Origin of the sequence: Blautia sp. MSJ-9, from assembly GCF_018919065.1 — a bacterium.
GTDB lineage: Bacteria > Bacillota > Clostridia > Lachnospirales > Lachnospiraceae > Blautia_A.
Window position 1 is genome coordinate 1 of sequence record NZ_JAHLQG010000008.1, and the last position, 26,323, is coordinate 26,323.

25 protein-coding genes are annotated in these 26,323 nt (G+C 41.7%); 2 read left to right on the forward strand and 23 right to left on the reverse strand.

Going from position 1 to position 26,323, the window contains the following annotated elements:
* Nucleotides 1-187: 187 nt before the first annotated feature.
* From KQI87_RS01620 to KQI87_RS01665, 10 genes are all read right to left on the reverse strand, one after another.
* The gene (locus KQI87_RS01620) at nucleotides 188-832 is read right to left on the reverse strand and encodes a bifunctional 4-hydroxy-2-oxoglutarate aldolase/2-dehydro-3-deoxy-phosphogluconate aldolase (RefSeq protein ID WP_253292324.1); all 645 of its coding nucleotides are present in this window, start codon (nucleotides 830-832) and stop codon (nucleotides 188-190) included.
* 224 nt (nucleotides 833-1,056) lie between these two features.
* Nucleotides 1,057-2,037, reverse strand: coding sequence for a Gfo/Idh/MocA family protein (locus KQI87_RS01625; RefSeq protein WP_216458628.1), 981 nt, complete (start codon nucleotides 2,035-2,037; stop codon nucleotides 1,057-1,059).
* Nucleotides 2,038-2,067: 30 nt separating this feature from the next.
* Nucleotides 2,068-2,610, reverse strand: coding sequence for a 6-phospho-3-hexuloisomerase (hxlB, locus tag KQI87_RS01630; RefSeq protein ID WP_216458629.1), 543 nt, complete (start codon nucleotides 2,608-2,610; stop codon nucleotides 2,068-2,070).
* Entirely contained in the window at nucleotides 2,610-3,242 is a 633-nt protein-coding gene (locus KQI87_RS01635) for an orotidine 5'-phosphate decarboxylase / HUMPS family protein (protein ID WP_216458630.1), read from the reverse strand. Before KQI87_RS01635 ends, hxlB begins: the two co-directional genes overlap by 1 nt.
* Before the next feature lies 1 nt (nucleotide 3,243).
* On the reverse strand, nucleotides 3,244-4,182 hold the full coding sequence (locus KQI87_RS01640) for a sugar kinase (protein WP_216458631.1): 939 nt from the start codon (nucleotides 4,180-4,182) through the stop codon (nucleotides 3,244-3,246).
* A 19-nt stretch (nucleotides 4,183-4,201) separates the two neighbouring features.
* Nucleotides 4,202-5,242 carry a LacI family DNA-binding transcriptional regulator gene (locus KQI87_RS01645; RefSeq protein WP_256444785.1) on the reverse strand — a complete coding sequence of 347 codons (1,041 nt, stop codon included), beginning with the start codon at nucleotides 5,240-5,242 and terminating at the stop codon, nucleotides 4,202-4,204.
* A 101-nt stretch (nucleotides 5,243-5,343) separates the two neighbouring features.
* Nucleotides 5,344-5,802, reverse strand: coding sequence for a YhcH/YjgK/YiaL family protein (locus tag KQI87_RS01650; RefSeq protein WP_119241324.1), 459 nt, complete (start codon nucleotides 5,800-5,802; stop codon nucleotides 5,344-5,346).
* Nucleotides 5,796-6,479: a hypothetical protein gene (locus KQI87_RS01655; protein WP_216458632.1), complete on the reverse strand. Its 684-nt coding sequence runs from the start codon at nucleotides 6,477-6,479 to the stop codon at nucleotides 5,796-5,798. Before KQI87_RS01655 ends, KQI87_RS01650 begins: the two co-directional genes overlap by 7 nt.
* A 33-nt stretch (nucleotides 6,480-6,512) precedes the next feature.
* Nucleotides 6,513-8,642: a hydantoinase/oxoprolinase family protein gene (locus tag KQI87_RS01660; RefSeq protein WP_216458633.1), complete on the reverse strand. Its 2,130-nt coding sequence runs from the start codon at nucleotides 8,640-8,642 to the stop codon at nucleotides 6,513-6,515.
* Between the two features lie 30 nt (nucleotides 8,643-8,672).
* Entirely contained in the window at nucleotides 8,673-10,025 is a 1,353-nt protein-coding gene (locus KQI87_RS01665; protein WP_216458634.1) for a citrate transporter, read from the reverse strand.
* A gap of 433 nt (nucleotides 10,026-10,458) precedes the next feature.
* On the opposite strand from KQI87_RS01665, the gene KQI87_RS01670 reads away from it, so the two are divergent.
* A complete protein-coding gene (locus tag KQI87_RS01670; protein ID WP_216458635.1) occupies nucleotides 10,459-10,818 on the forward strand; it encodes an arsenate reductase family protein in 360 nt (119 codons plus the stop codon).
* Between the two features lie 211 nt (nucleotides 10,819-11,029).
* Here the strand turns inward: KQI87_RS01670 and KQI87_RS01675 are convergent, their stop codons facing one another.
* From KQI87_RS01675 to ureA, 10 genes are all read right to left on the reverse strand, one after another.
* A complete protein-coding gene (locus tag KQI87_RS01675) occupies nucleotides 11,030-12,001 on the reverse strand; it encodes an Rpn family recombination-promoting nuclease/putative transposase (RefSeq protein ID WP_253292325.1) in 972 nt (323 codons plus the stop codon).
* Nucleotides 12,002-12,176: 175 nt separating this feature from the next.
* Nucleotides 12,177-13,544: an MATE family efflux transporter gene (locus KQI87_RS01680; protein ID WP_216458636.1), complete on the reverse strand. Its 1,368-nt coding sequence runs from the start codon at nucleotides 13,542-13,544 to the stop codon at nucleotides 12,177-12,179.
* A 155-nt stretch (nucleotides 13,545-13,699) separates the two neighbouring features.
* A complete protein-coding gene (locus tag KQI87_RS01685) occupies nucleotides 13,700-14,560 on the reverse strand; it encodes an urease accessory protein UreD (protein WP_253292326.1) in 861 nt (286 codons plus the stop codon).
* 12 nt (nucleotides 14,561-14,572) lie between these two features.
* Entirely contained in the window at nucleotides 14,573-15,181 is a 609-nt protein-coding gene (gene ureG / locus KQI87_RS01690; RefSeq protein WP_008705089.1) for an urease accessory protein UreG, read from the reverse strand.
* Nucleotides 15,182-15,333: 152 nt separating this feature from the next.
* Nucleotides 15,334-16,026, reverse strand: a complete 693-nt coding sequence (locus KQI87_RS01695; RefSeq protein ID WP_022380159.1) for an urease accessory protein UreF — start codon at nucleotides 16,024-16,026, stop codon at nucleotides 15,334-15,336.
* A gap of 90 nt (nucleotides 16,027-16,116) precedes the next feature.
* Nucleotides 16,117-16,593: an urease accessory protein UreE gene (locus KQI87_RS01700; protein WP_055054337.1), complete on the reverse strand. Its 477-nt coding sequence runs from the start codon at nucleotides 16,591-16,593 to the stop codon at nucleotides 16,117-16,119.
* Between the two features lie 50 nt (nucleotides 16,594-16,643).
* On the reverse strand, nucleotides 16,644-17,150 hold the full coding sequence (locus KQI87_RS01705; protein ID WP_008705095.1) for an AmiS/UreI family transporter: 507 nt from the start codon (nucleotides 17,148-17,150) through the stop codon (nucleotides 16,644-16,646).
* A 257-nt stretch (nucleotides 17,151-17,407) separates the two neighbouring features.
* A complete protein-coding gene (gene ureB / locus KQI87_RS01710) occupies nucleotides 17,408-19,129 on the reverse strand; it encodes an urease subunit beta (protein ID WP_118136090.1) in 1,722 nt (573 codons plus the stop codon).
* A gap of 12 nt (nucleotides 19,130-19,141) precedes the next feature.
* On the reverse strand, nucleotides 19,142-19,501 hold the full coding sequence (gene ureB / locus KQI87_RS01715; protein WP_019163039.1) for an urease subunit beta: 360 nt from the start codon (nucleotides 19,499-19,501) through the stop codon (nucleotides 19,142-19,144).
* A gap of 14 nt (nucleotides 19,502-19,515) precedes the next feature.
* Complete coding sequence (gene ureA / locus KQI87_RS01720; protein WP_008705098.1) at nucleotides 19,516-19,818, reverse strand: urease subunit gamma; 303 nt, start codon at nucleotides 19,816-19,818, stop codon at nucleotides 19,516-19,518.
* Between the two features lie 485 nt (nucleotides 19,819-20,303).
* Here ureA and KQI87_RS01725 point away from each other — a divergent pair, with 485 nt between their 5' ends.
* On the forward strand, nucleotides 20,304-22,334 hold the full coding sequence (locus tag KQI87_RS01725; RefSeq protein ID WP_216458638.1) for a right-handed parallel beta-helix repeat-containing protein: 2,031 nt from the start codon (nucleotides 20,304-20,306) through the stop codon (nucleotides 22,332-22,334).
* Between the two features lie 105 nt (nucleotides 22,335-22,439).
* Here the strand turns inward: KQI87_RS01725 and KQI87_RS01730 are convergent, their stop codons facing one another.
* The 3 genes from KQI87_RS01730 to KQI87_RS01740 all read right to left on the reverse strand — a co-directional run bounded on the left by KQI87_RS01730 (nucleotide 22,440) and on the right by KQI87_RS01740 (nucleotide 26,205).
* The gene (locus tag KQI87_RS01730) at nucleotides 22,440-23,798 is read right to left on the reverse strand and encodes an MATE family efflux transporter (RefSeq protein ID WP_216458639.1); all 1,359 of its coding nucleotides are present in this window, start codon (nucleotides 23,796-23,798) and stop codon (nucleotides 22,440-22,442) included.
* A 96-nt stretch (nucleotides 23,799-23,894) separates the two neighbouring features.
* The gene (locus tag KQI87_RS01735) at nucleotides 23,895-25,544 is read right to left on the reverse strand and encodes a glycoside hydrolase family 32 protein (RefSeq protein ID WP_253292327.1); all 1,650 of its coding nucleotides are present in this window, start codon (nucleotides 25,542-25,544) and stop codon (nucleotides 23,895-23,897) included.
* Between the two features lie 202 nt (nucleotides 25,545-25,746).
* Nucleotides 25,747-26,205, reverse strand: a complete 459-nt coding sequence (locus KQI87_RS01740) for a ferritin-like domain-containing protein (RefSeq protein WP_019163044.1) — start codon at nucleotides 26,203-26,205, stop codon at nucleotides 25,747-25,749.
* Nucleotides 26,206-26,323: the final 118 nt, after the last annotated feature.

A 26,323-nucleotide genomic window follows, 5' to 3' on the forward strand; every position in this document is an offset into this window, starting at 1 on the left:
AGCTTCCTTCAGATTCTACCTCACGATAGACACCCTTGCTGTTCGGCTATACACTTCCCACTATCCGGGCGTGTTCGGGACTTGCACCCGTTAGAGCGCGCCCATGGCGCGCAAACTTAAAAAGGCAGCTGCACGATAATAAGTGCAGCTGCCTAAGGGCAAACAATCCATTCCTATATTAAAATCTTTATTCTGTTACAAGCTCAATTGCTTCTCTTGTCATTTCTTTGATCTTGTCAAATTCTCCGGCATTGATCAGGGCATCTTTTACCATCCAGGTTCCGCCGCATGCGAGAACTTTATCGAAAGAAAGGTACTCTTTTACATTCTGCGGATTTACCCCGCCGGTCGGCATGAACTGCATCATGTGATATGGTGCAGAGAGTGCTTTGATCGCAGGAAGTCCTCCGTTTACTTCTGCCGGGAAGAATTTCACTACATCAAGTCCCAGTTCTAATGCCTGTTCGATCTCACTTGCAGTTGCTACACCCGGAAGAATTGGGATATTTTTTTCCTGGCAGTATTTTACTGTTTTGGGATTCAGTCCAGGACTTACGATAAATTTGGCGCCTGCTTCAATTGCTGCATCAACCTGCGCTGTTGTAAGTACTGTTCCAGCACCTACCAGCATATCCGGATATGCTTCCAGCATTTTTTTGATAGATTCTACAGCTGCATCTGTACGGAAAGTAACTTCTGCGCATGGGATTCCACCCTCTACCAGTGCTTTGGCAAGAGGTACTGCATCTTTTGCATCGTTGAGTTTTACTACAGGTACAATTTTCATTGCATGGATCTTTTCTTTCATTTCTTCCATTAATTTATTAGCCATTTTTTATTCCTTCTTTCTTAATTGAAGAATAATCAAGTGGATAAAATCATCCGCTTCATTACTTATTCATAACCTGCTATTCAATCTATAGCAATCCTAGCAAATAATGCATCTTAATCCAGTCCAGCAGAGCGTAAAATCCTGCGTCAGATATCTTTGCCGCGCGTCAACAGGTAAAAAAATAATCACTTATCAGATTCAATTAAGCAGATAAATTCTCTGACTTACTGAGTATCTGCCGGGAACACAATTCCCTGCTGTCTTCTTGCCTCGTCTATGATCTTCATTTCTATTCTGCTGTTTTCCAGATATTTATGATTAACAGTTCCTGCTTCTGCAAGTTCAGCAAACTTCCTTATCTCATGTACCATAGGCGGCTCTGTTTCCGGAAGTTCGATGACTTCTTCACTTCCATCACGTGAGATGATCGTAAGTTTGACAGGTTCTGTCATCTGCTCAATAAGCATGGTTCCGTTTTCTCCCTGAATCTGCGCTGGAATGTTTAGATCACTGATTTTTGAGTAAGTTACTTCTGCCAACATTCCGGCATACTCAGCAAGGATTGTTCCTTCACCGTCTACACCATTGGAAAGCTTCAGTCCTGCACTCTGGATTCTCTCTGGCATACCGAAAAATGCTCCCAGCATGTGGACTCCATAGACACCAATATCCATCAGTGAACCGTTTGACAGGTTCGGGTTGAATACATTTTCAATAATTCCATTCTTATAGTTGTCATATCTGCTGGAATATTTACAGTATGAAAAACTTGCACGCCGGATAGTTCCAAGCTTATGCAGATTCTCCTGAATCGCCTGAAATCCAGGCATATAAATCTGACGTACCGCTTCCAGGAAAACAACCTGCGCTTTCTCTGCCGCTGCCAGCACTTCTTCTAATTCTCTGCTGTTAGACGCAACTGCCTTTTCGCAGAGAACATGTTTCCCATGTTCCATCATCAGAATACTCTGCTTTGCGTGACATGCATTCGGGCTGGCTACATAAACTGCGTCCACTTCTTCACATTCTGCCAGAGTCTCTAATGTGTCAAATGCATATTTTGCACCATGAACCTGTGCATATTCCTTTGCACGCTCCATAGTTCTGGAATAGACTGCCACAAGTTTAAATTCCCCGCAGCATTCTCCAGCTTTAAGAAAACGGTCTGTAATAAAATTCGTGCCGATCACGCCAAATCTAATCATCTCATACCTCTGCTTTCCCGAGCGTTCCTTTTACCAGTGTGCTTTTGTTGCTGTTTCGTTTGCTGTATGGTCTCTTCTGCTGAGAAGCAGGCAGAGCGCATCCAGAGTAATATGAAGGCTCTGGTCAAAAAGAGAACTTAAGAGCTGGATAGAACCTCTTGCTTCCCCTGTATCTCCTTTTACAGTTCCAGGGATCACAAGTACTGTTTTTGCAGCTTCCGCAAGCGGGGATTCCGGTTTGCTTGTCACTGCGATCACAGTAAGTCCTGCGTCTTTTGCTTTCTTTGCATCATTTACCACGCTGGCACTCTTTCCGGAACCGGATACTCCGATAAATACATCTCCGGCCTGCATTGCCGGTGTAATAGTTTCTCCAACAAAATATACTGTATATCCGATATGCATCAGGCGCATGGCAAATCCTCTTGCAGAAAAACCGGAGCGGCCCTCTCCTGCAACAAATACTCTCCTGCTCTTGTCAAGTTCTGCCATAACCGCCTGTAACTCTTCGTCTTTTACTTTATCAATGACATCTTCGATTTCCTGCATAATATCCTGTAATACTTCTACCATTATTTCTGCCTCCTGATTTCCTGTGCAAATGCCTCTGCTGCTTCTCTGATATCTGCTGCTTTGCTGATTGCACCGCCGACGATTACTGTATCGATTCCATAACGTTTCATCAGGTCGATATTCTCCAGTTTCACGCCACCTGCTACTGCAATCTTTTCTACACCCGTCAGTTTCATACACATATGTTTTACAAGTTCTTCAAGTCCAACACCCTGATCATCAGAGGGCAGATGTACACAGAAGATTGCTTCCGGAAATTCTTTCTTCAGAATTTCAAGCTTGTCATCAAATACTTCCAGCAGATCGATCATGTACTCTTTCTGGAATTCTTCCGCTACTTTCTGGCATGCTTTTAATGTGGAAACAGAAGAATATCCCATAATCGTAGGGATATCTCCACCTGCTTCATAGGTCTTTCTGAATTCATATTCACCTTCATCGCAGGTCTTAATGTCTGCCAGAATACACTGCTCCGGATATTTCTCTTTCAGAACTTTTACACTGCCTGAAAGTCCGTAATCCTTGATCAGGGATGTGCCAACCTCAATGATATCCGCACATCCATGAGTCTGGTCTATGATTTCTGCCGCACGATCTACTGTCACACGGTCTATCGCTACCTGCAGTCTCATTTTATTTTGCCCCTTTCATATAAGTATCCAGTTCTTCTTTTGTCGGAAGTCCCTCATTATCACTTGCAACAGATACCTGAATAGACCCGATAGCATTTCCTCTGTCTACCATTTCCGGCATCTGCAAACCTTCAAGCCATGCGCTCAGGATTCCAACTGCAAATCCGTCACCTGCTCCCACTGTATCTACGACTTCTTTTACTTTATATCCGGGATAAAAAGCTTTTCCATCTTCCCAGTCTGCGTAAGCACCGGCACCGCCAGCTTTAATGATTACGGCTTTTGCTCCGTTCTTACGGTAGAATTCTGCGATTTCCTCCGGTTTATCACTTCCCATAAGGATTTTTCCCTCAGCTGTTCCCGGAAGTACAATATCTGCCCTGGATGCAATGTCATTGATCGTTTCTATCATCACTTCCTGACTCTCCCAGAGAGTTGGCCTGAGGTTTGGATCAAAACTGACCAGCATGTTTTTTTCTCTCGCACGTTCGATCAGACGGTAAGTTGCTTCACGGCAGCTTTTGGAAAGTGCCGGTGGGATTCCTGTAATGTGCAGGACTCTTGCTCCTTCCAGATCCACCTTCTCAATATCTTCTACAGAAAGACAGGATGCTGCGCTGTTTCTTCTATAATAGAATACTTCAGGATCACCCTCCATTACTTTGCCTTTCAGCTGATAACCTGTGAAATGATCTTCGTCCTTTGAAATCTGGACATCAAGACCTTCTGATTTCAGTTTATTCTCAATATAAGTTCCAAATGGATCTGTTCCAAGCTTGGTTACATATGCAACAGAATGTCCCAGGCGTTTCAGTCCGATTGCTACATTTACCTCTGCACCGGCAAGCATTCTTGTAAATTCTTCTACTTCATGTAATGGTCCGCAGGTTTTGGCTACGAACATTGCCATTGGCTCTCCAAATAATATAACTTCTGACATAATTTCCTTTCCGGCTGGATTATGTCGTCTCCCTCACCACCAGTTCCGGAAGAACGATCAAAGAAGCAAGTTCTTTCTTTTTCTCCAGAACATCCAGAAGCATTCTTACTGTCAGCTCACTGAGCACTTCACCTTTATTGTTTACTGTGGTAAGTGCAGGGCTGCATACATAGGAATATTCCGAATTATTGCATCCGATCAGGGAAATCTCTTCCGGGATTTTCACCCCGTCTTTTTTCCACTGATTCAGAGCTCCGACTGCTGTCAGATCTTCTCCGAATACAACTCCGTCATATCCTTTCTCACGTAAAACTTCTGCAATCTGTGCTCCGCCCTCCAGTCCATAGGAAGTGTGGTAAACATCTTTTTCAGGATCCTCATATCCAAGCCTTTTCATTTCTCTGAGAAAGCCTTTCCGCTTTCTGTCAGCGGCATTAGTATCCTTATCGATCACATAAGCAAGTTTTCTGCGTCCTCTTTCATATAAATGTTCGGTGGCAAGTTCCATTCCGTATGCTTCATCAACCAGAACTGCATGGATATTGTCCCTGTCAATCTTTCCGTTTGCCATAACAATCGGAATGTCACTTAAAAGATTCAGTGTCTCTTCATCACAAAGTCTGTTGAAGATCGATCCCACCAGAATGATTCCATCTACATGACGGTTTGCAAGCATACATAAATATTTCCTGCAGTCCTCTTCTTTCTCACCGGTATTACATACCAGAACCATGTATCCCTCATCAGATAACCTCTGTTCCATAATATAGGAAGTCAACGCATAATGGGGAACACGAACATCCACAACAACAATTGCAACTGTTTTCATAGATCCCGAAACAAGACCTCTTGCAATGTCACTTGGATGATATTCATTTCTGTCAAGTACATCCTGAATCTTTTTTCTTGTCTTCTCACTGACGTATCCCTTTTTGTTGATCACACGGGATACTGTGGTTATTGAAACTCCCGCCTCCTTGGCAATGTCATATATATTCATATTTTTCCCTTGTCTTTGTCTCCTAATCGTTTCTGATGTTACTGTTTCCTTTGTATCCAATAACTTTCTCTCATCTAATTCTATAGATATTATACACGATGCGGCACTTTTTTCAAGATTTCAGGGAATCCGGACTTTTCTTTACCTGCTTTTTAAACGATTTAGTCTACTTTTACCTTTACTACGATTTTCTTTACTTTACATGGTGCTTTTCCTATACATCTCGGCTGATGACCATCATCCGGAGATACTACTGCAAAATCACCTTTTTTCAGATGGATTCTTCCGTTTACTTCCGGAAACTGGTAGAATTCCAGATCTCTGGTTTCATCATATCCTGTATCCTTTTTCAGCTCTTCGAGAGGAATAAATCCGAAGTATTCTTCGCCCTCTGCCATATACTGAATATCAAAATATTTCTTATGAGATTCAAATCTGCATTCGTTTTCCGGTTTTGTCACATATTCCTGAACTTCTGCAAAAATGTTCTCTCCATCTATCTCAACTTTTCCCTCTGAAAGAACGGAGAAATCAGTATCTCTCAGAAATGCAAATGCTTTCCTGAAACGTTCTCCAAGGTAATTGTATTTCTCTGCATGATCAATTGTTGTTGTTAACATTCTTCTTCCCTTTCTCTGATCCCTGCTGCTTCAAGGATTTCCTCATATAAAGCAATGGCTGCTTCTTCGTTGTAACAATACATGAGAAGCACATCTAGCACATATGGGGAGCAACTGATCCCTGTCATACGCTTTGCAAACGCCATTGCTGCCATCTCACTTAAACATAAGATTTTTGATTTATTGGAAAACGGGCGTCTCCACAATTCAATCTTCTCTGTCTGGGTAAAAATCTGCTTCCTTTTTCTGTATTCAATTCCATGAAAAAGTTCATGTGCCATTAATACATCTTTCAGATCTGCTGCCGGAAAGAAACTCTGAAGCTTTTCTTTATTTATCAGTTTTTCTGCTTTTTCAATACAGTCCATAAAGACTGTGATCTCTTTTGGCTCCACATACTGCGCAAAGAGTACATGTCCGCCACCTGTAGGAGTATCCGGAGTTTTTACGGTAAATCCCAGTTCTCCGGCGATTTCCCCGATACTCTTTTCCGGATATTCTGACAGCAAGCTCTCTGCTTCCTCTTCACCGCATTTGTTTGCAAGACGGGTATAATTCTCCTTCTGCTCCGGAGTAAATTTTCGCTCCAGAGGTTCATGATAGAAAGCATATCCACCCCACTGAAGGTCTGTCAGTCCTGTCAGCTCTTTCATCATTTCTCTGATCGTATACTTCATTGTTTCCTCCTTTCCGGCTGCTTTTATTCTTCTTTATACCTGGCTTTTTGCGCCTACGATCACTACTTCTGTATTTGGATCCAGACTCTGCATTTCTACATCCATCAGCATGAGTACCTGTTCCAGTTCACCGGAACCATTAAAGTCCATTACTCGTGCACCGGCACAGATATAATAGTCTGGTCTGAGGATCGCATCTGCTTTGTAAACTGCCAGTTCTTCCCATAACTTCGTTACAGCACTTCTATAAGAAGCAACTTTTGCAGTAACTGCGATTCCGTCTGTTCTCTGTACTTTGATAAATCCTTTCTTATCAAGGATACGGATTGGTTTTCTGTCTTTCTCTGTTGTCTGATATACATAGAAGTTCGGAATCTGGCAAACCAGCTCAATCTCGTTCTCTTTCTTACGCATGTCTGTTGCAGCAAGAGATCTGGCTTCTGCTTCTGTACACTCGTTCATCAGATCTGCTGTCTTAACTTCTGTGGATCCAAGTGCGATTGCTGTCAGCTTGGATGTCTGAGCATCGATCTCGATATGTACCTCTACAGTATCCGGTGATGCACCGCTCTCTACTGCTTTATCAATTGCTTCTGCCTTGATACTGCGGATGTCCTCAGCTGTCGGATTCGGAACAACTCTCTCCACAACATCTCGAACCATCGCAAGAGCAACACCGATAGAGGAAATAACTTCTGCATTTTCAGGAACGCTGTAATTGATGTTCATCTTCTGTGCACAGAAACCGATCAGAGATGTAGCACCTCCACCTACACCTACCAGAGAAATCTGGTCATGTTCCAGTTTATATTTATCTGCCAGCTCCAGGATAACCGGGCTGATTTTTTCATATGCTCTTGTAAGAATCTGGGTTGCAACTTCTTCTACTGTTACGCCAAGATAATCAGCGATCGGCTGCATTGCTTTCCTTGCTGCATTTGCATTACCATAGGAGAAATGTTCCGGTTTTACAAGGCCGAGTACATTGGCTGCGCAGGAGTTTGTGATGGTGATTCTCTTTCCGCTCTTTAATTTGATCGCTACATAATCGGATGGATCGCCTTCTTTTGGGGAGAAAAGTTCCAGTTGCGGATCTACGATCTCTTCTTCCGGAGTGAATACTGCATAGTCAAGACCAGCGATATGTGCAGAACGAGGACCAACATCTGTGACTCCGTTTTTGCTCAGACGGATCATACTTCCACCTGCTACGCCAAGTACTCGTACATCCAGAGATGTGATATAAGTTCTGTGACCGCCTACTACAGAATAATCAATAGCAGGACGTCCGTTCTTGATAACACCGATGTTCGTAGTTGTTCCACCTACTTCGAAATAAACACCATTGGATGCACGAAGGTACATCAGAGATCCCATTACAGAAGCTGCCGGACCGGAAAGCATGGTAAGCACCGGACGTTTCTTCATTTCATTGATCTCCATAACACCACCGTCACCACGCATGATCATAAGCGGAACTTTTACTCCTGCACCACGTACAGACTGTTCCGTCTGATTTGCTGTGTTGAGCATCTTGGGAAGAATACTTGCGTTGATCGCTGCTGTTCTTGTCCTTCTGGTCAGTCCATACAGTTTGGTGATGTCAGAAGCGATACTTGTTTCCATTCCCATCTCGCCTTTTGTTACATCGTAGATTGCTTTCTCAGCACTCATATCATCTACACCGAATGCTTCAGATGCTACGAAAACCTTTGCACCCTCTGCTTTCAGTTTCTCTGCCGCGTTCTTAATAGTATTGTGATTCAGATCTTTTTCTTTGATAAATGCATTGCAGATCTCAATCTTTCTTCCTGAACCAAGGTCAATGTTCTTCAGTTTTGTCTGTGCTTTTGCAAGGACACCCTCAAGCCCTCCCTGGGAAGTTCCGATAACACCGACTTTTGCTACGTCACCTTCAATCAGAGCATTGGTTGCCTGTGTTGTACTGTGTGCTACGAATACAACATCTTCCGGGTCAATATTATTCTCTTTCAGGCAGTTCTGGAATGCCTGGACAACTCCGGCTGCTACACCGGACTGATCGTCATGAGTTGTTTTTACTGAAGATTTTCCAATAATTTTCTGTGTCGCATTATCAATTGCCACCGCTTTTGTATGGGTACCTCCAACGTCGATTCCCATTCTCACTTTTCTATTACCCATTGTTCTTTTCCTCCATAAATCCTGTACGGATTAACCAAACATTACGTATACCATTGCCTGCAGAATAATACAGATGATCCATCCGACTACTGTGCTCAGTTTCAGGTATTCTTTTGTAGATACTTTCGTGTAGTTAACACCCCATACGATCCAGGACTGAGTGATACAGCAGGATACGTTCATTACTGTACTTGGGATGATGATCAACGGTGCAAGGTATGCAGTTGAGAATCCGATACCTTTTAAGATACCAAGTGTTGCGGCTCCACATCCGAACAGTGTGAATGGTCCGCGGAACATTCCAAGTGGTGCAAGTACTGCAAATACGATACTGATGATCAGTGTATTGTTCGGAATGATTCCACCGAGCAGTGCATTGAAATATGGTACGCAGAGCTCTGCTGCTTTGTTAAACATAGGAAGCATGAGGAGGAATCCTACCAACGGTGCTGTATCTACAACGCCATCAAAGAAGTCCTTGTTGACCATACGGCAGGTCTGTCCCCAGCTTTTGATCTTTCCGCAGGTAAATAATGCATAAAAGCTGCCGATAATAAATCCGAGAATGATCGGAACCTTAAGCACGATCAGAAGTACAACCGGAATGATCGGAGCGATCAGTGCAATTCCCGGTGCATTGTCGCCACGGCGTTTCTTTGTAGAAGATGGTGCGGTAGCTGCCCAGCTGTGAACTTTTTTCTCTCTGCTGAGTACAACAACCATGATGATAACAACTGCAACCTGAATTAAAAGTGCATATATTCCCCATGATACATGCTGTTCATAAGGATATAATGTTTTTCCGTCCTCTCCCAGGAAGAATGCGGAATACTGTCCGTAAAGAACCGGGTTAACGAACATTCCGGCTCCGACGCTTAACATAAATGAACATGTTGCCAGAACTTTCGGAATACCAAGAGACATAAAAATCGGAAGTACGATGACGCCGATCGCTACAACTGCACCAGCTCCAAAGATAGATGAGAAACATGCAGTAGTTACAATGCAAAGTAAAATACATGTAATCGCAGGTTTGTCACCACCTAATTCTGTTGTGGTACGAATTAATGTGGATGCAATTCCTGTTTTCATAAGAACTCGTCCAAACCATGCACCAAACACTACATTTACCAGTACAGGTCCCCATCCTTCAGGACCACTCTGGAATACTTTCTGAAGTGCATCTGTCCAACTGATACTGATCGCATCTTTATTTGCTGCTATAAAATCCGGATTTGTAACAAACATATTGCCAATCATTGGCAGGACCGTCCATATAATACCCATTATAAAAATCCCCAGCATCAGGTTTCCGCCACGTACTGCATATACAACCAGTCCGAAGAAAGAAACCAGTAATAAAATTCCTATTACATACTCCATAATAAACCTCCTTAGACTCTTCTTCATGTTTTCTTAGTTTTATTTTTCTGCAAGCGCTTTCATATTTTCGATTATACTTTTTCACCAATAAATGTCAATAGTTCTGGAAATATTAAGTGCATTTTTACGTATTATACAAATTTATATATTTGTTTTTGTGCAGAATTTAAGTTTCTGTTTTTTAATTTCGTCAGTTTTTATGAAAGCGGTAACATATTTTTTGCAGAATTTCCAGATACAAATTTTTTGTAGTTAATGCAATATATTTAGAGATATATCTATGTGAAATAATATAGCTGATTCCTCTTACAATTCTTTCATAACATTCTCTTGCAAAATTGCACTTTCCAATTTATGATATATTTATTATCTATCGAAACGACAGCGAAGAAATTAATTGCCTGTAAATAGTCACGATAAATCTACGAGGAGAATGTCTATGAAAGTTTTAATTTACCGCAAATGCAGCACATGCATGAAAGCTCTGAAATGGCTGGATGAACACAATATCAGTTATGAAGAACGGGCTATTAAAGAAGAAAATCCTACCTATGAAGAATTAAAAGAATGGTACACCAAAAGTGGTCTTCCACTGAAGAAGTTCTTTAATACAAGCGGAATGATCTATAAGGAAATGGGACTAAAAGATAAGTTAAAAGATATGTCTGAAGATGAACAGCTGAAGCTTCTTGCCACAGATGGAATGCTGGTGAAACGACCGCTGGTAATTGGGGATGACTTTGTACTTACCGGATTCAGAGAAAAAGAATGGATCGAGGCTATGCACGTGTAATGTGCATAGCCTCTTTTATGATTAGCTTTAGCTTGATGATCTTTATCATTGTTTTGTGTTTTCATTCTTTATACTTTCTCTAAAAAATGGAGCCTTAGACAGGCTCCACAGGTTTATCATACTCTATTTTTCTTTGAATGTAAATCAGGCAAATTATGCTTGATTAATGATCCCAGTTCCCAATTAATTTTATATCTGTAATTTACTTTCACTACTTGTTCACAGTCATCTGCTGTTCCTGAACTTTTTTTATTTCTTCCAGAGGCAAGTTCAACATCTTCGAAACTTCTTCTGGAGTTTTTCCACTCATAAGAGCCCCCAGAATCATTCCCTCATGACGGCCTTGCTGCATTCCCTGTTGCATTCCTTGCTGTATTCCTCTTTCATAAATCATATCTCCAAATCCTGTCATTTTGCTCGCCTCCTCCTGAAATGGTTCTGACCATTCTATATGTGAATATCTTTGTATTCTCTTTATATCACCAGTAAAAAGCCCTTTCAGATAATCAAATATTCCCTTTTCTTCTGTTTCTTTTCCCAGTCGGATTATAATTACTGTTAAGAGATCATAATCCTCCTCAGGTTCATCTACTACCCCTATAATATCCTTCTTCGAAAAAGAGTATTCCGTCAATGTATTCTGCAATTTCTTTGGCACATCCTCCGCACAGATCCATATGGAATAACATTTTTCCAACTTTGAATAATCTGTAGTCTGCGTAATAGTACTTAACTGAGATGAAAGGTCTCTGGCCACATAATATACTGCACGTTTTAATATAGGATATGACGGATTACTTGGTCGGTAACTTTTCTGCGCTTCCATATCAATATGTAAATTCACTCTTATTTTCTCTGTAGATAACTTTGGATTTATTATTTTAAACCGAATATCAAACCTCACCAGTTTCTCCACAGGAGATGAGAGTTCACTGTCTTCTTTTGTTAATCTCAGATCCTTTTCTACATTTGGTATATCACTTACGAAATCATCTTTTGTAATAGAAGAAATGTCTAAACACTGTAGAATTTCTTCTTGTGAGCACGCTTTAAACTCCGACACTGTCATCTGCAGAATAGGAACAATAATCTCTTTATTACTCATAAGCTGTTTCATTCCTGCATCATACTCTGCGCCAGTCACTCCAGACGTATATACGTCCATCTTCGTCTCATCACGCATGATTTCTCCTCTCCGGGGAACTGGGACTGTTTTTTCTTTTGTATATGGATATATTAACATGAAAACCTGGACCTTACAATTCTTCCATAACATTCTCTTGCAAAATCGCCCTTTACAATTTATGATATGTCTATTATGTGTCTCCTGGAGCGTGTTTAAAAAATGCTCTAATGTGTCAGGTCAGCTTCCTGATCCATTTATAACTTCTGAATCTTAAGAACACAGGCACACATTTAAACAGCTGATCCGACTGGACGGCTACAACTACCCATTCCACCGGAAGCTTCCATACAAACGCAGCCAGGAAAGACAGGGGCATTACAATTCCCCATGTTGAAATCAGATTCATATACATCTGGAATTTTGTATCTCCACCGCCCTGAATAACTCCTACAGAAACCGGCATCTGATAAGACATTCCCACCATAACTACACTCATGACTATCATCAGATGGTCTGCAAGGATTGTTGCCTCTTCTGTGAGATTATACATAGACAGCAGAGGTTTTCTCAGCATAAGTAAGACTATTGCCAGTATAATTCCTATGGAAATATCAATCACTGACAACGTCCGTCCAACAGCCTTCACTTCATTTCTGTCACCCTGACCGATAGACTTTCCGATCACTACAGAGGAAGCAGAAGCGATCGCTACTACTATTACTTTTAAATACTGAAAGAACGTTGTTGCTACGGAATTCGCTGCAATCGCATCTGAAGAAAGATGTCCCAGTATTGCAGTCTGCATAGGAATCGAAATTGCCCATACTAACCCTGAAAGAATGACCGGGGTAGATACTTTAATAAAATCCCTGCACAGTTTTCTGTTCTCAGCTGTAAATGTTCCTCTTAATAATCCACCATGAAATACCCTGACTTTCTTATCAATTTTTGCCACATAAAACAGAACGATCAGAAACTCCAGGCTTCTGGCTGTCAGTGTTCCTATTGCAGCACCTTTAATTCCCATCTCCGGAAATCCAAAATATCCGAAGATCAATGTATAATTAATTCCACCGTTTACGATCAGAGATATCACAGAAACAACAAATGAAATCTGTACTGTCTCCACACTTCTCAACATGGAGATCAGAAGATTACTGATCAGAAATAAGACAAACGTCCATTTCAATATCTTAAGATAAATCTGACCTTCCATAATAATGTCCGGTGATGTTGTGAACAGACCAAGCAATTGTTCCGGAAATGCCGAGCATATGGCAAGGATGATCATCGCTGCCAGCAGACTGAATATCAGTACAATTCCTGTCAGTTTCCTGATTGCACATGTATCTTTTTTCCCCCAGTACTGGGAACTCATTACGATCAGTGCATTTCCGATTGCAATAGCAAGCTGATTTACAACAAAGAAAATCTGGTTCACAGTGGCTGCCCCGGAAAGTGCATTCTGATCATAGCTCCCAAGCATCATATTATCCAACATATTCACGCTGTATGCCACCAGATTCTGCAACGCCACAACCAGCATTAACCTGAAAAACACCTTGTAAAAATTTTTGTCCTTTGTAAAAAATGTCTCCATATTTTATAATCCCTCATCAGACAAAAAAGGTCAGAAATCTTTATTTGATTTTTGACCTTAAAGACTATATCATATTATAACTTTTCTGCCATCAGACGTCAACAAAGCTGATTAATGAACATCTCCCCATGTATGGTTTTTTGCTGATTCTATATTCATATCTGTTCTTCTTCATACAGTTTCTTGATTTTTTCCGCTACCTGCTGTAGTTTCTGAGCACGGTGACCGAAGATTCTCAACGCCAGATCTCCGGTTGTGAGACGGGTAACTCCGCCATCTATTTCCGAATCTTCGTCAAAAATCTGCCAGATTTTTTCCTGAAGTTCCAGATTGATTGCTGAATCTGCCGGTTTTACACTCCCGGATTCCTGACTGCAACTTTCACCATCTCTGCTGCAGATTTTAGAGAGAAACAGGTTTGCCATATGTGTGTAGCCCTCGTACATTCCGATTCCTTCCATGGGCATTTTGTCCGGTTCGTAGCGGGTATTGTCGCGATAGATCAGTTTGTCTCCTCTGTACAGCAGGACTTTTGAGGAGAATCTGCGGTACTGAAAACGTTCGTCATGAGCGTTTCGACCACAAGAGATGATCTCCAGCAGGAATAAACGGGAGGTTTCGTCTTCCAGATGGATAGTCATTTTACTGTCAAAGGCTGACTGTGCGAAAGGAATCACCGGCTGTGGATAGTAATATAATGTAGCGTTTTTGTCTACCTGCACTTCGATGGTCCGGGTGGCTGAGCCTTCGTCCATTTTGTGGATTTTCTCAAAGGACTGGGACAGGACTTCCAGGTCTGCGCCTTCCTTTACATGATAGGAAAATTCCTGGGAATCGCCTGCCATAATTCCTGCAGAAGCACAGAGTGGCATGATCTGGATCCCACCGTTTTCTTTTTCGAAAGGCATCATGATCTTGTATGGTGCTGTGAAAGACAGATCTTCCAGAATAGTCCTTCCGTCTTTTAAGGCTGCGCAGGCGCTGATGCGGGATATTTTTCCGAATTTGTTATCCATAGGCATTTTCCTTTACATTCCTTCCAGGAGTACGTTTTTCTTGATCCACTCTACCACTTTATCTACGTTCTCATCTCCGCGGATATTTGTAAACTGGAATGGTCTGTCACCACGCATTTTTTTTGAGTCTCTTTCCATTACTTCGAGACTTGCACCTACATATGGAGCCAGGTCTATCTTATTAATTACAAGAAGATCAGAACGTGTGATTCCAGGACCGCCTTTACGCGGAATCTTATCTCCTTCTGCTACATCAATGACGAAGATTGTTGCATCTACCAGCTCCGGACTGAATGTTGCAGACAGGTTATCTCCGCCGCTTTCGATGAAAAGAAGTTCAATATCAGGGAAGCGTTCCATCATCTCATCTACTGCTTCCAGATTCATGGAAGCATCTTCACGGATGGCTGTGTGAGGGCATCCGCCTGTCTCTACACCAATGATCCTCTCTACAGGAAGAACGCTGTTCTTTGCAAGGAACTGGGCGTCTTCTTTTGTGTAGATATCATTTGTGATGACACCAATGCTGTAATCCTTTGCCATCTTTCTTGACAGTGCTTCAATAAGTGCTGTTTTTCCGGAACCCACAGGTCCGGCAACTCCGATTTTTACGTATGACATAACCGATTTCCTCTTTTCTACTTTACTTGTTAATAGCTTCTTATAATCTGTTTACTGACTTTCCACATATTATTTTTGAAGATTTCATATTATACACATGATTCTGTTTCTATCCACGCTTGAGCCTGGAATAACCTAATACCAAATTCAAGCTAAGACATATATAGCCTGGAATACAACTTCTCATGCTGGATTCCTCTGATATCAAATCCAGGTGCAGAGAGACATAAGTCCTCCTCGCTTCTGTTCATGACATCCTTTAATATCTCATCAAATTCCCCATAGCATCCGCTCAGAAGCTGCTGCCCGGATGTCTGACTGAGGGGGATTGTTTTTACGCAATTGGTAACGATCGCAGATGTCTGTGCGTATAGATAATGTGTCAGCGCTTCTTCCAGCGGAATCTGCATTTCCGCACAAAAAACTCCGTAAATACAGCAATGATTTACTGCTTTTCCCTTTCTTGCATCCAGATATTCTCTGAAAATCCCTGTTTCGCTGATAGAGAGTCCAAGCTTTTCAATGGTCTTTGCGAAACGGGAACCCATTTTTCTGGCAGCTTCTCTCTGTTCCATAGGAATTCTGGATGCTTCCAGAAGTTCTTCCAGGTACAGAAGTTCCTGCAGGTCTTTTTTCTCCGCAGCTTCATATGCAAGTCTGGCTGCCAGAAGTTCTGTATATGCAAGATTCCATTTAATTTTGTGAGTAATGTACTCTCTGGCTGTGTCTGCATCGTGGACGATTCCACGCTGAATATAAGTCTCAAGTCCCTGGGAATGAGAATATCCTCCGATGGGAAACAGCGCATCATTTACCTGTAGAAGATAGAACTGTTTTTCTGACATGAAGAACCTCCATAATTAACATTGATTGTCGTCAAGCGGATATTCGCAATCCGCTTCGCTACTTGCTCATAACATTCCTTACAGTCATATTTAATGATGATGATTATGAATACTTGCAGAAATTCTCCTGTCAAAGTCCAGCTTCAACACTTCTTTCTCTGCCTGAACTCCATGGATTTTCTGAAGCATGACAAGCATGGGTTCGTTATAGATCGTGATAAACGTATCATTTTCTCCCCAGAAGAGTGGTGCATGTCTGTTTCCGATTTCATAGCAGACTTTTGCAGACATTTTCTCATGTCCGGGAGTCAGAGAAACGCGGATTACTTCGCATGGCGGTGTATTTACCACTACAAGTTTCTCATCATCTGCATAGATCACATCATCCTGATACAGACCTCTGGCTAGAATGGAATCATCCATGCGGATTCCCACTTCTGTTCCTTTGTCTGTTGTTTTCTTATGTATTTTCTTGAATGCTTCGTGCCATTCAATATCTACATATTCTATTGTTTTTCCTGTAGTATCAAAATCATGAAGCTTTCCTAAAACCTGTTCACACAGCATTATTTTCTACCTCCAAAATCCGATAAAAATTTCTTATCAGGTTTATTTTCTTACCAAATCTGAAGTAACATCATAACCCCAGGAACCCATGCGGTTACGATACCCTCAAATACCTGAAGATATGGAACGAATTTTCCAAGTTTTTTTCCGCAGATATCTTCTACGAAAGCAGTTCCCCAAAGAATTGCCCACAGATACCAGATTGCTGCCCAGCGCAGATCCGGTGTAATTCCCAGTGCAGTGCTTCCTGTAAATCCCTCGATTGTACCGAAGATTACCGCGTTAATGGCTACAAAAGTAGAAAACCACGCAAATGGGATCGGGCTTGCTTTCAGGAATTTACTCAGGGCTACGAAAAGATAGGTAAAGCAGAACAGTAATCCTGTTCCTGCTGCATAATAATTGCCCTGCACCAGATTGACAAAGTTAATAAATAAAGAAAGACCACCTGTAAAGATATTCATGATGGCGGTTGATTTTCCGTCTACATTATATAAAGAACACATACCGTTGTTGATCAGTACGATTCCTACAAATAAAAGACAAACTCCTAACATAACATTCTCTCCTCTCCTACTTCTTCAGTATATTTTTCTGTTTATATTTCGTAAGTGGAAATACTTTTATTCAACACGCATAACAAGATGAATAAATCCTGCTTATTCTCATATAAAAATCAGAATTTTATACTGACAGGACTGTCATTATATTGTTTGGTAAGTTCTTATAAAAGTTCTCACAAAACTCCATAAATAACAGTCCTGCGAATATCATTTTTATGATCAGATAACCAGATTGTAACTATTCAGAATTTTTAGAACAGACTGTAAAGCTGTGTCAGCGGAAGTTTCTCTGCCGGTTTGGAAGTGATTTCTTCGCCGTCAACAGTAACCTTATATGTCTCCGGATCTACGGTCAGTTCCGGTGTTCTGTCGTTAAATACCATATCTTTTTTGCTGATATTTCTGCATCCCTTTACAGGTACTACAGTTTTCTCAAGACCGTATTTCTCTTTTACATTCTCATCCATGGCAGCCTGGGATACAAAGGTCAGGCAAGCTTCATTCTTAGCTTTTCCATGAGCTGCAAACATTGGCTGATAGAGAACCGGCTGTGTTGTCGGAATGGATGCATTTGCATCACCCATCTTAGATGCAATGATCATACCACCTTTGATGATGATATCCGGTTTTGCACCAAAGAATACCGGATTCCAGAGAACGAGATCTGCGAATTTACCTTCTTCCACGGAGCCAACATACTGGGAAATACCGTGTGTGATCGCCGGGTTGATGGTATATTTGGAGATATAACGTTTTACACGGAAGTTGTCATTGTCATGTCCTGCATCTTCCGGAAGTGCGCCTCTCTCATCTTTCATCTTACTTGCTGTCTGCCAAGTACGTGTGATAACCTCACCTACACGTCCCATAGCCTGAGAGTCAGAGCTCATCATACTGAAGATACCCATATCATGAAGAACATCCTCTGCTGCGATTGTCTCAGGACGGATTCGGGAATCTGCAAATGCAACATCTTCCGGAATTCTCTTGTCAAGGTGATGGCAAACCATAAGCATATCCAGATGCTCATCCAGAGTGTTTACTGTATATGGCATTGTCGGGTTTGTGGAGGATGGCAGTACGTTCGGAGCTGCTGCTGCGCGGATAATATCCGGTGCATGTCCACCGCCTGCACCCTCTGTATGATAAGTGTGGATGGTTCTGCCGCCGATGGCTGCAAGTGTATCTTCCACACATCCACCTTCATTTAATGTGTCTGTATGGATGGCAACCTGTACATCATATTCATCTGCCACATTCAGACAGTGATTGATAACTGCAGGTGTTGCGCCCCAGTCCTCATGGATCTTAAGTCCCATAGCTCCGGCCTTAACCTGCTCAATAAGAGGAGCTTCGTCTGAGCAGTTACCTTTTCCAAGGAAGCCTAAGTTCATCGGGTATTCCTCAGCTGCCTTTAACATCATTCTCAAATTCCATGGTCCTGGTGTACAGGTAGTTGCGTTTGTACCGTCTGCCGGGCCTGTACCACCTCCGATCATAGTAGTTACACCACTGTATAATGCACAATCGATCTGCTGTGGGCTGATGAAGTGAATATGGGTATCAATTCCACCTGCAGTTACGATCATTCCTTCTCCTGCAAGCGCTTCTGTAGATGCGCCGACTGTCATTCCAGGTGTGACACCGTCCATGATATCCGGGTTTCCGGCTTTACCGATTCCTGCAATCTTGCCGTCTTTGATACCGATATCTGCTTTTACGATTCCTGTGGAGTCTACGATCAATGCATTTGTAATTACCAAATCCAGATCTCCGTCTTTACTGCAGGTTTTTACAGACTGTCCCATACCGTCACGGATTGTCTTGCCGCCGCCGAACTTTACTTCGTCTCCATAGGTTGTATAATCTTTCTCTACCTCAATCACAAGGCTTGTATCTGCCAGACGTACCTTATCTCCTGTAGTCGGGCCATACATTGCCGCATATTTGCTTCCGGAAATTTTTGTACTCATTGTTGTCCCTCCTTACAGAAATCCTTTTAATTTCGCAGTTTCCATGGATGCTGCTTTTGTATCGTCAGTTGCCTGTGCACGGGTAAGGTCATTCAGTCCGAATACTCTCTGTCTGCCGCCCATTTCTGTAAGCTGAACCTCTTTTTCTTCACCTGGCTCAAATCTTACAGATGTTCCTGAAGGAATGTCCAGATGATATCCATAGGCTTTTTCCCTGTCAAAAGAAAGGCATTTATTTACTTCAAAGAAGTGAAAATGAGAACCGACCTGAACCGGTCTGTCGCCTTTATTTGCCACTGTTACTGTCACTGTTTTCTTGCCTTCATTAAGTGTGATCTCACGATCTGCGGCCATAATTTCACCGATTTTCATGCTCATTTTCCTCCTTACTGAATTGGATTATGTACTGTCACAAGCTTGGTTCCATCCGGGAATGTTGCCTCTACCTGAACTTCACCGATCATATCAGCAACACCGTCCATTACGTCATCCTTTGTAAGAATCTTGGTTCCAAGCTGCATCAGCTCTACTACTGTTTTACCATCTCTTGCAAGCTCCAGGAGTTCAGAACTGATATACGCAAGTGCCTCCACGTAATTCAGTTTCAGACCTCTTTCCTTTCTCTCTTTTGCAAGATTTCCTGCCATATGAAGCATTAATTTTTCCTGTTCTTTGGGATTCAGCCTCATGATATTCCTCCTCTCGAATTGTGCGGATTATAATATGAAAAAACCTTCGTAGTACGCAAAAAAGAGCAGGCAATGGGATTCTTTCTCAGACCCCATTGTCTGCTCTTTGCACGAAAATTTTTATATAGGGGATTATAACTTGTGTTTCTTTGATGGTCAAGAAGTTTTTTGTGAACTTTTTTCGAAAATTGTTAATAAGTGTTACTGTTCTCTCCGTTCTCAGTAACGTAGCCAAAATTCATTCCAGATTGCCTGCGGCAATGGAATTTGGGCTTGTATGTATCGGTATTTTGGCATATTTATGTCAAAATATCTCGCAGGACAGTAGTGTGTGAACAGTAATGAATCATCACAAAATTCATACAAAATGACACAGGATTCCATTGTTTCGCTGCATATCTACATGCTACACTAGATTACATATCTTATGGGCATTTCGCCCGCAAACAGAAGGATTCAGGCCAGAAGGCCGGGAGGTTTTTATAATGATTATTTACGTTGATGCATCCGTAATCCAGACCGGAAACGGAACAAAAGAAAATCCATTCAAAACTATTCAGGAGGCCGCTGCAAAGGCACTTCCGGGAGATGAAGTCATCGTTGCACCGGGATTATACCGTGAAGCTGTTAATCCGATTCACGCTGGAACGGCAGACAAGCGTATCACCTACCGTTCTGCAATAAAAGGACAGGCGCACATTACAGGAAGTGAAGCTGTCAAAGACTGGGAAAATGTAGAAGGCACTGTATGGAAAGCAGTCATTCCGAACGGAATCTTCGGTGATTATAACCCATTTACTACCCTGGTATCCGGAGATTGGTTTATCGCTACATTTATTGCTCATACAGGAGATGTATATCTGAATGAAAAATCCATGTATGAAGTAACCACTCTGGATAAAGTTAAAAATCCACAAAAAAGTACTATCTCATGGGATCCGGATTTCTCTGTATATACATGGTACGCAGAACAGGATGAAGCCAATAATCAGACAATTATTTATGCAAACTTCCATGAAAAAGATCCCAATAAAGAAAATGTTGAGATCAGTGTAAGAAGAAACTGCTTCTATCCAGAAAGTGAAGGAATCGGATATATCACTCTCTCCGGTTTCCGCATCAGTCAGGCTGCTACTCAGTGGGCTCCCCCTACCGCTTATCAGGAGGGAATGGTCGGTCCTCACTGGTCCAAAGGATGGATCATCGAAGACTGTGAAATCTATGAATCCAAATGCAGCGGTATTTCTCTTGGTAAATATCTGCAGCCTGAAAATGATAACAAATGGTTAAAGTGGAAATACAAAGACGGAACTCAGACAGAACGCGACTGCATCTGCCAGGCTTCCTATGAAGGATGGGATAAAGAACACATCGGTTCCCATATTGTGCGCAGATGTGAAATCCATGACTGCGGTCAGACAGGTATTGTAGGACATCTTGGAGGCGTATTCTCTGTTATTGAAGACAACCATATCCACCACATTAATAACAAGCAGAATCTGGCAGGAGCAGAGATTGGCGGTATCAAAATGCATGCTGCTATCGATGTTATTTTCCGCCGCAACCATATCCACAACTGCACCCGTGGTCTGTGGCTTGACTGGCAGGCACAGGGAACCCGCGTTACAGGAAATCTCTTCCATGACAATGCTCTTCCTAATGACTTCGAGGCAGGGGATGACGCTGTCACAAGCGTAGGAGAAGATATCTTCGTTGAGGTTTCCCATGGTCCGACATTGATCGACCACAATATCCTGCTGTCTGACCGTGCACTGAAAATTGCAACCCAGGGTGTTGCCCTTGTACATAACCTGATCTGCGGCGGCTTCGTTTCTGTTGGTATCGGTACAGACAACGGTGCACCTGATATTCCATCTCCCAGATATACTCCATATCACACCAAACACGGAACTCAGGTTGCAGGATTTATGACCATCCTTCATGGAGATGACAGATTCTACAACAACATCTTCGTTCAGAAACCGATCCGTCCTTGTATGCAGGATCTGGCTGATCTTATGGGTAACAATGGAAATATGTGGGATGACTGCAATGTGATCACAGGAACTTTCAAATTTAACGGATATCCAACCTTTGATGAATGGAACAGACAGTTCGAAGGTTACTGCGGAATGGGTTCTGAGACAACAGGCAACTGCTATTATGATCATCTTCCTGTATGGGCATCCGGCAATCTCTATTTCAATGGAGCACGTGCATGGGAAAAAGAAACAGATGCAGTCACAGATACAGAACACACTGTAGATATCTCTGTTGAAGAGAAAGAAGATGGCTGGTATCTGAAGACCAACCTGTATGATATCATCAAAGAAGAAACCGACGGTATCATCTCAACGGAAACACTTGGTATGGCATTCGAACCGGAACAGAAATACGAAAATCCTGACGAAAGCCCGATTATCTTTAATCAGGATTTCTTTGGAAATCACAGAGATGTCAAAACTGTCGCAGGACCATTTACGGATAAAAAAGCATCTGAGCAGAAGCTCTTTTAACCTGATATCCATATAGTCAATAGCTTTACCATATATAAACCATACATAAAAACAGCTATGAAGAGTACAGATATTTTTATCTGCTGCTCTTGCATAGCTGTTTTCTTATTTTGTCATACTTTTATTAGATGCAAGCATTCTTGTAGACTTTCGGATACACCACAGGCATGTCGGGAAAATATAGCAGGTTGCTGTGATCCAGGCAGTCTGGTCTGCGAAGCAGATGGCTGTGAAGCCAAAAGTTCCTACAAATCCAAGACAGACAACTGTTCTGGCAATCATTTCTGTTACGCCGGAGAAAACGGCTCTGCCTGAATATCCAAGTCCCTGAGTTACCATGCGAGCAACATTCAGAATACCAAGACTCCAGTAGAAAAATCCCATACATCTGAGGTATTTGGCAGAGGCATCCAAAACTGCCACCGCACTCTTTCCAACAAACAGCATAGAAAGTGTACGCCCTGCAAAAATCAGTAAAATTCCCGCCGCAATACCATATCCTACTCCCACTGTAATACCACAGCGCAATCCTTTCTTAATCCTGTCAGACTGTCCTGCTCCCAGATTTTGGCTGCAGAATACAGATGCAGATGTTGCGATAGCATCAAATGGACACATAGTAAACTGCTTAATCTTCATTGCTGCCGTAAATGCGGATACATAAGTACTTCCAAGCCCGTTATTAGCAGACTGCATAACCATACTTCCGATAGCTGTGATGGAGAACTGAAGTCCCGTAGGCATTCCCATTGCCAGAAGTTCCTTTACTGCATCCCCCTTTATTGCCCTGTTTTCTTTCTTAAGCCACAGGAGTTTCATCTTGCGGATGATAAAAATAAGGCACAAGATTCCACTGATCGCCTGTGCGGAAATTGTTGCAATGGCAGCTCCGGCACATCCAAGTTTCAGCACTACGATACAGAATAAATCCAGAAAAATGTTCAGAACAGCAGATAACGCCAGAAATATAAACGGTGTCCTGCTGTCTCCCACTGACCTCAAAATACTGGACAGATAGTTATATAAAATCGTAAAGGGAATCCCCAGGAAAATGATCAGCAGATAACTATATGCATTGTCATAAATGTCCTCCGGTACTGATAGAATATGTAATATCTGAGGACATAAAACGCTGCATAATACTGTAAGGATCACTGCAATTCCTGCACATAACACAGCTCCATTAAAGATATAATCCCGCATTTTCTCTATCTTTTCCGCGCCAAAATATTTAGCTACAGGAACGCCAAAACCTGTACAGCTTCCCATACAGAATCCAAGTACCAGAAACTGTATACTGCTGCTGGCTCCTACACTTGCCAGCGCTTTTGCACCAAGGATCTGGCCTACGATCGCAGCGTCAATAATATTATAGGTCTGTTGCAGCAGGTTTCCTAATAATAGAGGAAACGCAAACTGTAACATCAATTTCAGTGGATTACCCTTTATCATAGATGTGGTCATTTCTATTTACTCCCGTTTTCTATATTCCTATAACAATTCCATAAGTTAAACGGATATTCGAAAAAATCTGAGATTCCGATTTCTGAAATCTCTGATTTATTTCCAGATGGATTTCATTTCACAAATTTTCACCTGCGCATCTTTTTCACTGTTCAGACAGAAAATCCCCTGTCTGCTGCTATTATAAAACAGTCTGGTTCCTGCATCTTCTCCATCATTTAAATATACTTCTATTGTTCTTCCGTCTACAAAAATTTCTGCATTTCTGCATTTCTCCACAGAAGAAACAAACTGTACCTTATCACTCTTCACACCAGCCATTTTAAAGAATACTTTTCCCCCTTCTGCAGTCAGACTGATGGATTTATCCCCATCCTGACCAAGAAGAATGTTGAAATCTCCTGTTTCTTCAAATGATACAGATGCATAATATCTGTTATCTGCAATAGAGCCGACTTTAATCTCACTGCCGGTGCCTTCATATACTGTATCACTCAGAAGAGTATAAACTTCCTCTACAGGTTTTGTATATACATGTTCATTCTTCACATGGAGCTCTCTTGGCAGAGTCATGCTTCCATAAACTCCCGGCTCTGTAGCAATATGCTCTCCATAAAAATCACTGATCCAACCGATCAGTATCCTGCGGTCTTCATGCTGAAAGCTCTGCGCTGCATAGCAGTTGCTTCCAAAATCCACCCACTGCTGCGTATGGACATCCATTGCATCACCGTTCCAGTCTCCCACATAATACCTGCACTGCTGGAATCTTCCGTATTCATCATAATGGCTCATCCATGCGCCCATAGCTACATATTTATCATCCAGTGGGAAAAAGTCCGGACACTCAATAGTCCTGATCTTTGTTTCCTCTGTAATCAGAGGACATCTGTATTTCCAGTTCTCTGCGTCTTCAGATTCATACAGAAGAAATGTTCCTTTTTCATCTACGCATGCACCTAATACAATATAATATTTCTCACCAATTTTAATTGCTTTCGGATCACGGAAATCATAGTTAGTACCTTCCGGTTTCTCCCTGATAATCTCTTTTTCCGGCTCAAAATGAATCATATCGCTACTCTTTGTCATTGTCTGATACTGAATAGTGTCCCATCCGTCATCCTGCGGTCCGATATGTCTTGTGAGATAGAAGTACACCTCATCTCCCATCGGAAGTGCACTTCCGGAGAAAGCACCTCCTTTAATCGCAAGATTATCCAGAATTTCTTCCTGAGGCTCTAATACAACCGGAAGATGTGTCCAATGCACCAAATCCTTACTTGCTGCATGTCCCCAGTACATATTATTCCACTCCTGTCCAAAAGGATTCAGCTGATAAAAAAGATGATAATAACCCTTAAACCAGCAAAGTCCATTAGGATCATTATTCCAGTTCACAACTGGTGAAAAATGATACTGCTCTCTGTACGGAGTGCCAATGAATTTAAAAAATTCTTCTTTATTCATTGCTTTAAAATTATCTGTGGTATTCAGTACGCAGATTCCATTCTTCAGGATATTTTCACATTCGCTTAAATAAGCAAAGGTAATGGTGCAGTCCTGTGCAGTAATCTCGTATTCTGTATCTTTATCTGTCGGGAACTTAATCCAGTTCCCATAGATATGCCGCAGTTCTTTTATTTCTGTTTTGTTTTCTTTTACCTTCTTCAGACTCACACTGCCTTTTTTCCCGGCTTCTGGTTTTACAAATAATTCCAGACATTCATAGTTTCCTGTGTACATATGTAAAAATCCCCTTTCTGAATTTTGTCTCCGATTCACTATATATCTATAGTACTGACCTTCTGCCGACATAATCTTACTATATCATAGCAAAATCACGAGGAGTTTCAATAAAATATTTTGACATTTTTTTATACTATTTTATCCTGTATAATCCCATATAAAAAGGATGCCGAGAGCAAATCCGACATCCTTTTCGCTGTTATGCCATTCCATTCACTGTTTTATACTTATACAGCATCTCCGCATGATTCTGCTCCTCAATCTGTATATCAGCCAACAGCTTGCGTACACCACTATCGCCAAAGGCAAATACATCATCATTGTATGTTCCTGACACCAGCTTCTCTGTACCAATACAGTCTGTTGCAAGAAACGCATCGTGTTGTTTATCTTCCGGTGAACTCATGGCTGTATAGACTGCTTTTGGCTGATAGTCTTTGCCTGATCTGTCATTACAGTTACATTCAGGCACACTTCCGGAAAGAATCATTGACAAAGACTCATAATGCTTCTGTTCTTCCTGCTGGATATTCCGGAAAAGATTTTTAAGCTCCGGGTCCCTGGCCTGTTCTGCGTATTTTCCATACTTTTCCACACAGCTTTTCTCTTGTGTCTGAAGATCTTCGATTACTGAACGTTCCTTTTCTTTTAAAATCAACTTAAATGAAAAACTAAATTCCATCTGTGGATTATCTCAGTAAATATGCGAGATTAAATTCCACTTTGCACCTTAACAATTCCATTTTTTTGCCTTATAATAAACCTGTAAGCACCCA